Source organism: Nocardia sp. CDC153, assembly GCF_035818515.1.
Taxonomy (GTDB): Bacteria; Actinomycetota; Actinomycetes; order Mycobacteriales; family Mycobacteriaceae; genus Nocardia.
This window is the reverse complement of record NZ_JAYKYU010000003.1, coordinates 711295-724664: the sequence shown is the minus strand read 5'-3', so window position 1 is coordinate 724664 and position 13370 is coordinate 711295. Positions and strand designations below refer to the sequence as shown.

The following is a 13370-nucleotide window of genomic DNA, read 5'->3' as shown; positions in this document are numbered from 1 at the left end:
CGTGCGCCTGAAACCACTGGTGGCGATGGCCCTTCCACCGCTGTGGAGCAATCGCGTGCTGCCCGCGCTCGAGTTGGACATCCGCGGCCGCACCGCGGCCAATACCGCCTTCGCCGCCGCCTATGCGCTCGCGTTTGGCGGGACGCCGAACTGGTTGTCGCCGCGCGGATTCCGCGTCGGTGCGCTCGCGGGCGGACTGGTGCTGTCCGGATACGCGGCGGCCCTGGCCATCCCGGCCACCCGCCGCCACCTCGCCGGACTCGACGACCGCGGCCCGGCCGTGCACACCGTCGAATGGACGGCCCTGCACATTCCGGGTGGCACGGTGTTCACCGAGGAACTCGTCTACCGCTCGACCCTGACCCCGCTGCTCGAACGGACCGCGGGCGGCGCGGGAACGGCGCTGGGCGCGTTCGCCTTCGGCCTGTCCCACATCCAACCCGCCCGCGCCGCAGCCGATCCCATTGCCGCCACCGTCGCCCTCACCACGGGCGCGGGCCTGCTCTTCGACCGTTTGCGTCGCCACACCGGCAGCGCCACCGCCCCGGCCCTGCTGCACCTGGCCCTCAATGCCGGGGGTGCGCTCGCGCCCCGCCTGGCCCGCCGTCTCGTCGGGGGTCGGCGGTAGCCTCGCGGCATGGCGCGACGAGGTGCGGTGGATCCGGCGGAGGTGCGGGCGGCGGTGGCCGCGGTGGGGGAGTGGCTGCGCGACGAGACCGTGTCGAAGCCCGCGCGGACCGAGATCGCGGCGGCGGTGCGGGGGACGGCGCGGGCGCTGGCGGCGGATGCGCCGGGGCATTCGGTGGAGGTGCGGGTGCCGCCGTTCGTGGCGGTGCAGTGCATCGAGGGCCCGCGGCATACCCGCGGGACGCCGGCGAACGTGGTCGAAACCGATGCGCGCACATGGCTGTTGCTGGCCACCGGGCTGCTCGGGTTCGCCGAAGCGGTGGACGGCGGCGCGCTGAGCGCCTCCGGCAGCCGCGCGGGCGAGGTCGCCCGGTGGCTGCCGGTCGTGCCGCTATGAGCCGGGGTGTCGCGCTGACTCAGGCGTCGGCGGGCTTGGCGTGCTTGCCGGAGCCGGAATCGAGGTTCACGGGCTTGCGCTCCAGGCCCTTTCGATCGTAGAAGCGGGTGATGAACAGGCCGCCGATCACGCCGATGGCCAGCCCCAGCACGGCCATCCAGACGCCCCGGGTCAGACCCGCCTGTCCGTTGCCGTTGAAGTAGAGGATCGAGCGCGTGCCCAGGAAGACCTGGTGCATGGGCTCGAACTTGGCCAGCCAGCCGAAGTACTTGGGCGTCGCCTCGATCGGGATGGTGCCGCCCGAGGACGGCAGGCCCAGGATGACGAAGATGATCAGGTTGATGATCAACCCGGAGGTGCCGACCGCCGCGAGCATCGAGGTGCAGGTGAAGCCGACCGCGATGATCACGAAGGCGCCGTAGATGAACAGCAGCAGCGGTTTGTCCAGCGGCATGCCCAGGATCGCCGCGATGCCTTCCAGCGCACCCGAGACCGCCAGTGCCATGACCACCACCGCCGACCACTTGATGAGCAGGGTCTTCACCCGCGAGATCGACGCCCGCGGATAGTGCACGTACCAGGGACCCCATTCGGTCGGCAGGAAGCCCAGCGCCGAATCGATGAGCTGGTGGATGATCATCGCCCCGACCATGCCGATCAGCAGGAGCAGCAGGCTGTAGAAGAAGGCGGTCAGCCCCTCCCCGGATCCGCCGGGCAGCGGCCGGAATTGGTCGACCACGATATCGAGCGGTTGGGCCAGCACCAGCCGGGTCGCCGCCGACAACTCGGTCGGGGGCGCGCCGGGCGGCGGTGCCAGCTGCGCCTTCACCTGGTCGGTGAGCTGCTGTCCCACTTGGGTATTGACCTGGGTGAGAGCTTGCTCACCGAACTTCTGCACCACCGCCGTCGCGAACGCGCCGGTGCGCGGATTGGTCTGCAGGGTCAGCACCGGTTTGGTGATGTCGCCGGGCACCACCGAGCCGACACCGAGAATGCCGAGCCGCTTGGAGAAGTCGCTGGGAATGATGATGGTGCCGTACACCTGCGCCGACTGCATCTGCAGCTGCGCCTCGTTGATGCCGAGCACCCGCAGGTCGATCTTGTCCGACGGCACCGCCTTCTGCAGCCCCTCGGAAACCTGATCCCCGAAGTTGACGTGCTTGCCGCCGATATCGTCGCCGACGTCCTGATTCACCAGGGCGATCGGGAAGTCGTGCAGGTTCTTCTCCGGATCGACGACGTAGTCGAGGTACATCACGCCCAGCAGCGAGGCCAGCAGCGTGACGACGACTATGGGGAAGGCCCACCGCAGCGGGCTCAGGTGCCGACGTCGCGGGGCGGGTTCGGGGCTGCCATCGGTGTCGGTGCTCGTCACGAGCGAACGCTAACAGCAAACCGCCTGCCATCCCGGTTATCCCAACGGTGGGTTGCCTTGCGGTTACCCGTAGAATGGCTGACGGCCCCCGCCCGCCGAACAGGGAGCAAACGGTGACTCTCCCCTCCGCCGCCACCACCTCCGACCACGACGAGAACGAACCGCGCGAAGAGTGCGGTGTGTTCGGTGTCTGGGCCCCGGGCGAAGATGTGGCCAAGCTCACGTACTACGGACTCTACGCACTGCAGCACCGCGGTCAGGAGGCGGCGGGCATCGCCGTCGCCGACGGCTCGCAGGTGCTGGTCTTCAAGGATCTGGGCCTGGTGAGCCAGGTCTTCGACGAGCAGACCCTGGCCGCCATGCCCGGCCACGTCGCCGTCGGCCACTGCCGCTACTCCACCACCGGGTCCACCACCTGGGAGAACGCCCAGCCGATCTTCCGCACCACCGCGGTCGGTACCGGACTCGCGTTGGGGCACAACGGAAATCTCGTGAACACCGCCGAATTGAGCACGCGGGCACGGGAACTCGGCCTGGTCACCGGCCGGCTGGCGGGCACCATGGCCGCCACCTCCGACTCCGACGTGATCACCGCGCTGCTCGCGCACGCGGCCGCCGACAAGAGCATCGAGCAGGCCGCCATGGAGCTGCTGCCGACGCTGCGCGGGGCCTTCTGCCTCACCTTCATGGATGAGCACACCCTCTACGCCGCCCGCGATCCGCACGGCGTGCGCCCACTATGTCTGGGCCGCCTGGATCGCGGCTGGGTGGTTGCCAGCGAGACCGCCGCCCTCGACATCGTCGGCGCGTCCTTCGTGCGCGAGATCGAGCCCGGCGAACTGCTGGCCATCGACGCCGACGGCGTGCGCTCGCTGCGCTTCGCCAACCCGACCCCCAAGGGCTGCGTCTTCGAATACGTCTACCTGGCCCGGCCCGACTCCACCATCTCCGGCCGCTCGGTGCACGCCACCCGCGTGGACATCGGCCGCCGCCTGGCCGCCGAGCACCCCATCGAGGCCGATCTGGTCATCCCGGTGCCCGAGTCCGGTACCCCGGCCGCCGTCGGCTACGCCCAGGGTTCGGGCGTGCCCTATGGCCAGGGCCTGATGAAGAACGCCTACGTGGGCCGCACCTTCATCCAGCCCAGCCAGACCATCCGCCAGCTCGGAATCCGCTTGAAGCTCAACCCGCTTCGTGAGGTCATCCGCGGCAAGCGGCTCATCGTGGTGGACGACTCCATCGTGCGCGGCAACACCCAGCGCGCCCTGATCCGCATGCTGCGCGAGGCGGGCGCGTTGGAGATCCACGTGCGCATCGCCTCGCCGCCGGTCAAGTGGCCCTGCTTCTACGGCATCGACTTCGCCTCGCGCGCGGAGTTGATCGCCAATGGCGCGGGCCCCGACGGCATCGCGGGGGAGAGCCTCGACGACATGGTGGAGGGCGTGCGCCGCTCCATCGGCGCGGACAGCCTCGGCTACATCTCGCTCGAGGGCATGATCGCCGCCACCGAGCAGCCGCGCTCGCGGCTGTGCTGCGCCTGCTTCGACGGCGAGTACCCGATCGCGCTGCCGGTCGAGTCGGCCATCGGCAAGAACGTGCTCGAGGGCATGCTCACCGGCGCGACCGAGTCGGAGCTGTTGGCGGACAACGCCAATGCCTCCGCGCTCAGCCGTCCCTGATTTCCCGAGCCGCCCGTAACACAACGGTTTTCGTGCCCGCCCACCGAAAAGTGGGCGGGCACGTCGCGTTTCGGGTGCGATCGTGCCCAATCGCCCTGATCACGCCCGCGCGCAGCCCATTTCCCCCGCGTGCCGGGGAATTGCGGTGGCGCAGTTGAGACATCGGCGTGTGCGCGCGGATGTCGCAACTTGTGTACCGATTGTCCAGAAACGCAACACTGCGGTTATAACCGGTCGATACTGTGCCCAGCCAAAGGATGTCCACCGCGGCGCGGCGGGCCAGTGACCCGGCCGTCGGCGCTGCGTGTTCGAGAGCAAGGGCAGTACATGCGCGCGAAAAGAATTGCGGCAGTCGGGTTCGCCGGACTGGCCGTGTTCGCCATAGCCGGTTGCGGCTCCGGTAAGACCGGGGGCGGCGGTGGTGGCGGAATCCTGGTCGGCACCACCGACAAGGTCACCTCGCTGGATCCGGCGAAGGCCTACGACAATGGTTCCCTCCTGGCCGAAACCCAGGTCTACCAGTTCCTTTTGAACTTCCCCGCGGGTGACGCCACCCCGAAGCCGGACGCCGCCGACAAGTGCGGATTCAGCACCCCGACCGTCTACACCTGCACCCTCAAGCCCGGTCTGAAGTTCGCCAACGGCGACCCGCTCACCGCCAAGAGCGTGAAGTTCTCCTTCGACCGCATGGTCAAGATCGACGATCCGCAGGGCCCGAAGGCCTTGCTGGACAACCTCGATCACACCGACGCACCCGACGACAAGACGGTCAACTTCACCCTGAAGCAGGCCAACGACCAGACCTTCCCGGCCATCCTGCCCACCCAGGCGGCGGCCATCGTGGACGAGAAGGTGTTCCCGGCCGACAAGGTCCTCGCCGACGAGGACATCGTGAAGGCCAAGCCGTTCTCCGGCCCGTACACCATCACCAGCTACGACAAGAACAAGCTGGTCGAGTACAAGGCCAACCCGGACTACGACGGCCTGTTCGGCAAGCCCAAGAACGACAGCGTCACGGTGAAGTACTACGCCGAGGCGTCGAACCTGAAACTCGATGTGCAGCAGGGCAATATCGACGTGGCCTGGCACACCCTCTCGCCGACCGACCTGGACTCGCTGCGCAACGACGCCAAGGTGACCGTGCACCAGTCGCCCGGCGGCGACACCCGCTACATCGTGTTCAACCTGAACACCCAGCCCGGCGGCAATCCCGCGCAGAAGCTGGCCATTCGCAAGGCCGTCGCCACCGCCATCGACCGCGACGCGCTGGCCGCCAATGTCTTCAAGGGCACCTGGTCGCCGCTGTATTCGCCGGTGCCCAAGGGTGTTCCGGGCGCGACCGAGGCGCTCAAGGACATCTACGGCGCCAAGCCGAACAAGGACGCGGCCGCCAAGTTCCTGGCCGACGCGGGTGTGACCACGCCGGTCGACCTGAGCCTGCAGTACACCACCGAGCACTACGGCCAGGCCAGCTCGGAGGAGTACGCGGCGATCAAGAACCAGCTCGAGGCCACCGGCCTGTTCAAGGTGAACCTGCAGTCCACCGAATGGGTGGCCTACCAGAAGGCCCGGTCCTCCGACGGCTACCCGGCCTTCCAGTTCGGCTGGTTCCCGGACTACCCGGACGCCGACGACTACCTGCGCCCGTTCTTCACCGAGGACAACTTCCTGCGCAACCACTTCGGGGACCCGAAGATCACCGCCGAGCTGAATGCCGAACTGACCGAGGGTGATCCGACCAAGCGGGCCGCCGTGCTGGCTACCCTGCAGCACGATCTGATGGCGGACTTCCTGCCCATCGTGCCGCTGCTGACGGGTAACCAGATCGCCGTCGCGGGCAAGAACGTGCAGGGCGTGGACAGCACGCTGGATCCGTCCTCGAAGTTCCGCTTCGGTGTGCTGAGCAAATAACCGGTTCCGGCCCGCCCGGCAATGAGGGGCGGGCGGGCCGGTAACTACTTATTCAAGAGAACTAAAAATTATTCACGCAGAGAAGAATTTTGCCGGAGTTTTTGCTGGTTATAACCAGGTTCGGCAGAGTTCGATTTATTCATCTGTCCAAAAGCAACACAGCGGCAACATTCCGTTACTACGGTGCGCCGAGACACATCAAGCTGTGGCGGTGTGAGGTCTGCGATCCGGACGTCCACCGCCCGACGTTCGAGAGTTGAGCACTATGGGTTCGAAGACGAACCGGGCGAGGACCTTCGCCGCGGTCGGCATGGCAGGCATCGCACTGGTGGCCGCGGGCTGCGGCTCCGGTCGCACCGGGGACGGGGGGAGTGGCGCGGGCATCGTGGTCGGCACCACGGACAAGATCTTCTCGCTGGATCCGGCCCTCGCCTACGACAATGGCTCGCTGCAGGCCGAGACGCAGATCTACCAGACCCTGCTGAACTTCGCGCCCGGCAAGACCGTCCCCGAACCGGACGCCGCCGAGAAGTGCGGCTTCACCGCGCCGACCGTCTACAGCTGCACCCTCAAGCCCGGTCTGAAGTTCGCCAATGGCAACCCGCTCACCGCCAAGAGTGTGAAGTTCTCCTTCGACCGCATCCTGAAGATCAACGACCCCAACGGTCCCGCCTCGCTGCTGGGCAACCTCGACCACACCGACGCGCCCGACGAGAAGACCGTCAACTTCACGCTGAAGGTCGCCAACGATCAGACCTTCGCCTCGGTGCTGCCCAGCCAGGCCGGAATCATCGTGGACGAGAAGAGCTTCCCGGCCGACAAGGTGCTCGACGACAACGACGTGGTGAAGACCAACGCGTTCTCCGGCCCGTACACCATCACCAGCTACGAGAAGAACAAGCTGGTCGACTACAAGGCCAACCCGGACTACAACGGCCTGTTCGGCAAGCCCAAGAACAGCGGCGTCTCGGTCAAGTACTACGCCGAGATGGCCAACCTGAAACTCGATGTGCAGAACGGCAATATCGACGTCGCCTACCGGAGCCTGAGCCCCACCGACGTCGACTCGCTGCGCAACGACAGCAAGGTCACCGTGCATGAGGGGCCCGGTGGCGAGCTGCGCTACATCGTCTTCAACATGAACACCATGCCCGGCGGCACCCCGGCCCAGAAGCTGGCCGTGCGCAAGGCGATCGCCTCGAGCGTCGACCGCGACGCCCTGGCCACCGGCGTCTACAAGGGCACCTACAAGCCCGCCTACTCCTCGGTGGTGCCCGGCGCGACCGGCGCGACCGAACCGTACAAGGACCTCTACGGCGCCAAGCCGAACAAGGACGCCGCCGCCAAGTTCCTCGCCGACGCCGGTGTCGCCGCCCCCGTCACGCTGAACCTGCAGTACAACTCCGACCACTACGGCGGCTCCAGCTCCGAGGAGTACGCGGCCATCAAGAACCAGCTCGAGTCCACCGGGCTGTTCAAGGTGAATCTGCAGTCCACCGAGTGGGTTTCGTATCAGGATGAACGGGTGAAGGACTCCTACCCGCTCTACCAGTTCGGCTGGTTCCCGGACTTCCCGGACGCCGACAACTACCTGACCCCGTTCTTCGCACCGAACAACACGCTGCAGAACCACTTCGAGGATCCGCAGATCAACGCGCTGCTCACCGCGGAGACCACCGAACCCGACCCGGCCAAGCGAGCCGACATCCTGAAGAAGGTGCAGTTCTCGCTGGCCAATGACCACCTGCCCATGCTGCCGCTGCTGGCCGGAACCAATATCGCGGTCGCGGGCAAGAACGTGCAGGGCGTCGCCGACACCCTCGATCCCACCTTCAAGTTCCGCTTCGGTGTGCTGAGCAAGTGACCGCCATCGAGGAGAAGGGCGCGCTGGTCCCGGCGCGCCCCGAGGGAAAGCGACCGCGCGGCAGCAGTTCCCGCTACAGTGCGCTGCTGCGCTACCTGGGGGTGAGGGCGCTGCTCATCATCCCGACCACCTGGATCCTGGTCACCCTGGTGTTCTTCCTCATGCGCGTGATCGGTGACCCGATCAGCGCCGCTATGGGCGGCCGCCTGAGCCCCCAGCAGATCCAGGAGCGCAAGGAGGCCGCCGGGCTCAACCGGCCCATCCTGACGCAGTACTGGGAGTACCTGTCCGGGCTGTTGAAGGGCGATTTCGGCCGCTCCCAGGACAATCGGGCCATCAGCGACGTCATCGTCACCTACGGCGCGGCCACCCTGGAGCTGGTCTTCTGGTCGCTCATCGTGGCCTTCGCGGTCGGCGTGCCGCTGGGCAGATACGCTGCCACCAAACGGGATTCGGCCCGTGACGTGAGCCTGCGGCTGTTCGCCATCCTGGTGTACGCGGCCCCGGTGTTCTTCGTCGGCCTGCTGCTCAAGCTGATCTTCTCGGTCAAGCTCGGCTGGCTGCCCGTTGCCGGACGGGCCAGCACCAATGTCGAGCTGCAGCTGCAGCACGTGTCGCCCAAGACCAACATCATGATCGTCGACGCCATCCTGTACGGCGACACGAGTTACATCGTGGATGTGCTGAAACACGCTGTGCTGCCCGCGATCGCGCTGGGACTGCTCACCGCGGGCGTGTTCCTGCGCCTGGTGCGGATCAACCTGATCCAGACGCTGCGCTCGGGCTATGTCGAAGCCGCCCGCGCCCGTGGGCTTTCCGACCGCGTCGTCACCGGGCGGCACGCCTTCCGCAATGCCCTGATTCCGGTGGTGACCGTCATGGGCATGCAGATCGCCATGATGCTCGGCGGCGCGGTGCTCACCGAAACCACCTTCGAGTGGAAGGGATTGGGCTACCAGCTCGCCTCCTATCTGCAGTCGCGCGACTTCGTCGCGGTGCAGGGCATTGTCGCGTTCATCGCCATCGTGGTGGCCGTCATGAGCTTCCTGGTGGACCTGATCGTGGCGCTGATCGACCCGAGGGTGAGGTTCTGATGACCGTCATCGAAACCGGCGTCGAAGCGCCGGTGCCACCCACTCGAAGCAAGCTGCGCATCCCGGGCCTGGGCCTGGTGCGCATGACCTCCGGGCTGCAGCGCTTCACCCTGCTGCTGGGGCTCGCGCTGGTCGCGGGCTTCATCCTGGTCGCCATCTTCGCACCGCTCATCGCGCCCTACGGCTTCGCCCAGAGCGCCTCGGACGGTGTCGATTTCGCGCGGCAGCAGGCGCCCTCGGCGGCGCACTGGTTCGGCACCTCGGTGCGCGGCGAGGACGTGTTCTCCCGCGTCATCTTCGGCGCGCGCACCGCGCTGTCGGTCATCGCGGTGTCGCTGGTGCTGTCGCTGTTCGTCGGCGTGCCCCTGGGTTTGGTGTCCGGCTACCTGGGCAGCTGGGTGGACCGCATCCTGGTGCTGTTCATGGACGCCATGTACGCGTTCCCGTCGCTGCTGCTGGCCATCGTGGTGTCGATCGTGGTGTCGGGCGGGCAGTCGTCGAGCTTCGGCGGCATCCTGTCGGCGGCCATCGCCATCACCGTCATCTTCGTGCCGCAGTACTTCCGGGTGGTGCGCAATGCCACCATCTCGGTGAAGCAGGAACCGTACGTGGACGCCGCGCGGGTCACCGGCGCGTCCACCGTGCGAATCCTGTTCCGGCACATCCTCGCCAATGTCACCCAGTCGCTGCCGGTGCTCATCACGCTCAATGGCGCGGAAGCGATTCTGACGCTGGCGGGCCTGGGCTTCCTCGGCTTCGGCATCGAACCCACCCAGGCCGCCGAATGGGGCTACGACCTCAACAAGGCGCTCTCCGATGTCTCCAACGGCATCTGGTGGACCGGCGTGTGGCCCGGTGTGGCCATCGTGCTGGTGGTGCTCGGCATGACCCTGGTCGGCGAGAGCCTCAACGAAGTCCTCAACCCCCTGCTGCGCACCCGCCGCGCCGCCACCGCGCCCGCGGCCGAAGCCGACCCCACGGAATCGGTGAAGGAGGCCGACAATGCCTGAACCCGTCCTGTCCTTCGACGGCCTCACCGTCACCTTCGCCACCGACGCCGGTGCGGTCACAGCCGTGAACGACGTGTCCTACCAGGTGTTTCCGGGCGAGGTGCTGGCCGTGGTCGGCGAATCCGGCTCCGGCAAATCGGTGAGCTCGCGCACCGCCATGGGACTGCTGCCGCCCACCGCCAGCGTGCGCGGGGCGGTGACACTCGGCACCAAGGCCGTCACCAAGATGAGCGAGCGCGAACTCACCGCACTGCGCGGCGGGGCCATCTCCATGGTGTTCCAGGAGCCGGGCGCGGCCCTGGACCCGCTGTTCACCGTCGGCTTCCAGATCGGCGAGGCGCTGCGCTCGCACTCCGGCATGAAGCGAAAGGCGGCCCGCGCCAAGGCGATCGAGCTGCTGCGCGCGGTCGGGCTGCCCGATCCGGAGGCGCGGGTGGACTACTACCCGCATCAGCTCTCCGGTGGCCAGAAGCAGCGCGTGGTGATCGCCATCGCCATCGCCTGCGAGCCCAAGGTGATCATCGCCGACGAGCCCACCACCGCCCTCGACGTCACCGTGCAGGCCGAAATCCTGGAGCTGCTGCGGGATCTGCGCGACCGGATCGGCGCGGCCATCGTCCTCATCACCCACAATATGGGCGTGGTCGCCGACCTCGCCGACCGCGTGGTGGTGATGCGCGAGGGCCGCATTGTCGAAGAGGCCACGGTGGACCGGCTTTTCACCGACCCGCAGCACGAATACACCCGGGCCCTGCTCGCGGCCGTGCCGAAACTGCATGTGCTGCCGGACAATTGGGAAGCCGACCATTCCGACGACTGCGCGGCGGTGGTGGCCGGCACCGGCTTGGCCAGAGCCACCGCCCGCGAACCGGTTCCGGCCGACGCCGAGACGGTGCTCGAGGTCGCGAACCTGGTCGTCGAATTCCCGGCCCCGCTGGGCCGCCCGGCCTTCCGGGCCGTCGACGACGTCACCCTGTCGCTGCGCCGCGGTGAAACCCTCGGCCTGGTCGGCGAATCCGGCTCCGGCAAGTCCACCATCGGCCGCTGCGTGGCCGCCCTGCAGCGCCCCACCGCGGGCAGTGTGCGGGTGCTCGGCACCGATATCGCCGGACTCTCCGAACGCAAGCTGCGGCCCATTCGCCGCCGCTTCGGCTTCGTCTTCCAGGACCCGGCCACCTCCCTCAATCCGCGCCTCACCATCGGCGAGTGCGTGGCCGAACCGCTGCTCGTGCACAAGGAGGCCAAGGGTGCGGCCGCGCGCGACCGCGTCCGCCATCTCCTCGACGACGTCCAGCTTCCGGCCGGGGTGGAAAACCGGTATCCGCACGAGCTTTCCGGCGGTCAGCGCCAGCGCGTCAGCCTGGCGCGCGCCCTGGTGTTGAATCCGGATCTGCTGGTGGCCGACGAACCGACCAGCGCCCTGGACGTCTCGGTCCAGGCAAAGGTGCTCGAGCTGTTCGCGCAGTTGCAGCGTGAATGCGGTTGGGCCTGCCTGTTCATCAGTCACGACCTCGCCGTGGTGGATCAGCTGGCGGATCGGATCGTGGTGCTGCGCAACGGGTCCGTGGTCGAACAGGGCGACAATGACGACATTCTGCGCCGCCCGCGCGAGGAGTACACCCAACGCCTGGTCGCCGCCGTGCCGGTTCCCGATCCGCTCGAGCAAAGGCGGCGTCGCACCGAAACCGCGACATTGTTCGCGGGGGCGGGCACGCCCTGACACCGTAGCGAGTGCGGGGTCGTTATCGGCCTCCGGTACCGTGAGCAGGCATCCTATCCACCGATTCGGCTTGGAGCTCTCCCCGACAATGACTGAACAGACCCCCAGCGGTGCCGGTGCGTCGTACGCGGCGGCAGGCGTTGATATTGAAGCCGGTGACCGCGCAGTAGAGCTGTTCGCACCCCTGGCCAAGAAGGCAAGCCGTCCCGAAGTGCAGGGCGGACTCGGCGGCTTCGCAGGACTGTTCGCATTGAAGGGCGGCTACAAGGAGCCCCTGCTCGCGGCCTCCACCGACGGCGTCGGCACCAAGATCGCGGTCGCGCAGGCCCTGGACAAGCACGACACCATCGGCCTGGACCTGGTCGCCATGGTCGTCGACGACCTGGTGGTCTGCGGTGCCGAACCGCTGTTCCTGCAGGACTACATCGCCGTCGGCAAGGTGGTCCCGGAACGGGTGGCGCAGATCGTGTCCGGCATCGCCGAGGGCTGTGTCATCGCCGGGTGCGCCCTGCTCGGCGGCGAGACCGCCGAGCACCCGGGCCTGATGGGCGCCGACGACTACGACATCTCCGGCACCGGCGTCGGCGTGGTGGAAGCCGACGCCGTGCTCGGCCCGGACCGGGTCCGCCCCGGCGACGTGGTCATCGGCATGGGCGCCTCGGGCCTGCACTCCAACGGCTACTCGCTGGCCCGCAAGGTGCTGCTCGACATCGACCGCATGTCCCTCACCGGACATGTCGAGGAGTTCGGCCGCACCCTGGGCGAGGAACTGCTCGAGCCGACCAAGATCTACGCCAAGGACTGCCTGGCGCTGATCGCCGAAACCGATGTGCGCACCTTCTGCCACGTGACGGGCGGCGGCTTGGCCGCCAACCTGGCCCGCGTGCTCCCGGCCGGTCTGGTCGCCGAGCTCGATCGCGGCACCTGGAACCCGGCCCCGGTCTTCAAGATGATCGCCCAGCGCGGCCGCGTCGAGCGGCTCGAGATGGAGAAGACCTTCAATATGGGCGTCGGCATGGTCGCCGTCGTGGCCCCCGAGGACGCCGACCGCGCGCTGGCCGTCCTCACCGCCCGCCACATCGACTGCTGGACCCTCGGCACGGTGAAGAAGGCCAAGGACGCCGACGCCCCGCGCGCGGTGCTCGTGGGCGACCACCCGCGCTTCTAGCCCGCACAGCACTCGGCCCCGGTCACCACAGCGGTGATCGGGGCCGTTCTGTATGTCCGGAAGATGATGTGGCACGGCCGGTTTCGCGTGCCATGGATACACAAATCAACGTCCCGTCCAAGGTTGCGGACGGGACGCCAGTGCTGCTGGTAAACCCTCAGCGTCGCCTGCGTCTCGGCTGAAAACGACGTGCTAAAGGGGGAAGCCGTTGGCCTCCCCCTGCATTACGTCGATCTCGGAGTCAGCGACGCCAGTCGTCGTAGCTGTCTTCGTCGTCCCAGCGCGACGACGAATCGCTCGCGTCATGCTCTTCGGAAAGCACACCACTCCGCTGTGAGTCGGAGGGACTCCCCGACAGCTCTCGCTGAAGGCTCGAGAAGTCGGTCGTCGGCGAGCTGTACTTGAGCTCCCGTGCGACCTTGGTCTGCTTTGCCTTAGCCCGGCCACGGCCCATGGCTGACCCCCTCGCGTCACTGCGGGGCGGCCTGGGGTGGGTTTGGCGGCCCCGTTCGAATTAATACTCTT

The 13370-nt window shown here is 67.6% G+C and carries 11 protein-coding genes; 9 read left to right on the top strand and 2 right to left on the bottom strand.

Translation table 11 applies throughout. From position 1 onward, the window contains the following. Position 1 precedes the first annotated feature (1 nt). Positions 2 to 628 (top strand): CPBP family intramembrane glutamic endopeptidase, encoded by a 627-nt coding sequence (locus VMT65_RS19905; RefSeq protein ID WP_326309808.1) that lies wholly within the window; start codon positions 2 to 4, stop codon positions 626 to 628. Positions 629 to 637: 9 nt separating this feature from the next. After that, positions 638 to 1024 carry a sterol carrier family protein gene (locus VMT65_RS19900; protein ID WP_326309807.1) on the top strand — a complete coding sequence of 129 codons (387 nt, stop codon included), beginning with the start codon at positions 638 to 640 and terminating at the stop codon, positions 1022 to 1024. A 19-nt stretch (positions 1025 to 1043) separates the two neighbouring features. Here the strand turns inward: VMT65_RS19900 and VMT65_RS19895 are convergent, their stop codons facing one another. Next, the gene (locus VMT65_RS19895; protein WP_442790268.1) at positions 1044 to 2399 is read right to left on the bottom strand and encodes a YhgE/Pip domain-containing protein; all 1356 of its coding nucleotides are present in this window, start codon (positions 2397 to 2399) and stop codon (positions 1044 to 1046) included. 113 nt (positions 2400 to 2512) lie between these two features. Between VMT65_RS19895 and purF the strand changes: the two genes are divergently transcribed. From purF to purM, 7 genes are all read left to right on the top strand, one after another. Next, positions 2513 to 4078, top strand: a complete 1566-nt coding sequence (purF, locus tag VMT65_RS19890; RefSeq protein ID WP_326309806.1) for an amidophosphoribosyltransferase — start codon at positions 2513 to 2515, stop codon at positions 4076 to 4078. A gap of 327 nt (positions 4079 to 4405) precedes the next feature. Continuing rightward, positions 4406 to 5989 (top strand): ABC transporter substrate-binding protein, encoded by a 1584-nt coding sequence (locus tag VMT65_RS19885; protein WP_326309805.1) that lies wholly within the window; start codon positions 4406 to 4408, stop codon positions 5987 to 5989. A 310-nt stretch (positions 5990 to 6299) separates the two neighbouring features. Continuing rightward, entirely contained in the window at positions 6300 to 7853 is a 1554-nt protein-coding gene (locus VMT65_RS19880; protein ID WP_442790288.1) for an ABC transporter substrate-binding protein, read from the top strand. A gap of 23 nt (positions 7854 to 7876) precedes the next feature. Further along, a complete protein-coding gene (locus VMT65_RS19875; RefSeq protein WP_326310310.1) occupies positions 7877 to 8947 on the top strand; it encodes an ABC transporter permease in 1071 nt (356 codons plus the stop codon). After that, positions 8947 to 9957 (top strand): ABC transporter permease, encoded by a 1011-nt coding sequence (locus VMT65_RS19870; RefSeq protein ID WP_326309803.1) that lies wholly within the window; start codon positions 8947 to 8949, stop codon positions 9955 to 9957. Before VMT65_RS19875 ends, VMT65_RS19870 begins: the two co-directional genes overlap by 1 nt. Beyond that, positions 9950 to 11677 carry an ABC transporter ATP-binding protein gene (locus tag VMT65_RS19865; protein ID WP_326309802.1) on the top strand — a complete coding sequence of 576 codons (1728 nt, stop codon included), beginning with the start codon at positions 9950 to 9952 and terminating at the stop codon, positions 11675 to 11677. Before VMT65_RS19870 ends, VMT65_RS19865 begins: the two co-directional genes overlap by 8 nt. 88 nt (positions 11678 to 11765) lie before the next feature. Next, positions 11766 to 12845 carry a phosphoribosylformylglycinamidine cyclo-ligase gene (gene purM, locus VMT65_RS19860; protein WP_326309801.1) on the top strand — a complete coding sequence of 360 codons (1080 nt, stop codon included), beginning with the start codon at positions 11766 to 11768 and terminating at the stop codon, positions 12843 to 12845. A gap of 241 nt (positions 12846 to 13086) precedes the next feature. Here the strand turns inward: purM and VMT65_RS19855 are convergent, their stop codons facing one another. Next, positions 13087 to 13299: a DUF3073 domain-containing protein gene (locus tag VMT65_RS19855; protein ID WP_326309800.1), complete on the bottom strand. Its 213-nt coding sequence runs from the start codon at positions 13297 to 13299 to the stop codon at positions 13087 to 13089. Positions 13300 to 13370: the final 71 nt, after the last annotated feature.

Excerpts from the sequence above, each read along its gene's own strand:
- VMT65_RS19900 (WP_326309807.1), top strand. The coding sequence starts at position 638 with ATGGCGCGACGAGGTGCGGTGGATCCGGCGGAGGTGCGGGCGGCGGTG.
- VMT65_RS19885 (WP_326309805.1), top strand. The coding sequence starts at position 4,406 with ATGCGCGCGAAAAGAATTGCGGCAGTCGGGTTCGCCGGACTGGCCGTG.
- VMT65_RS19880 (WP_442790288.1), top strand. The coding sequence starts at position 6,300 with ATGGCAGGCATCGCACTGGTGGCCGCGGGCTGCGGCTCCGGTCGCACC.
- VMT65_RS19870 (WP_326309803.1), top strand. The coding sequence starts at position 8,947 with ATGACCGTCATCGAAACCGGCGTCGAAGCGCCGGTGCCACCCACTCGA.
- VMT65_RS19865 (WP_326309802.1), top strand. The coding sequence starts at position 9,950 with ATGCCTGAACCCGTCCTGTCCTTCGACGGCCTCACCGTCACCTTCGCC.
- purM (WP_326309801.1), top strand. The coding sequence starts at position 11,766 with ATGACTGAACAGACCCCCAGCGGTGCCGGTGCGTCGTACGCGGCGGCA.
- VMT65_RS19855 (WP_326309800.1), bottom strand. The coding sequence starts at position 13,299 with ATGGGCCGTGGCCGGGCTAAGGCAAAGCAGACCAAGGTCGCACGGGAG.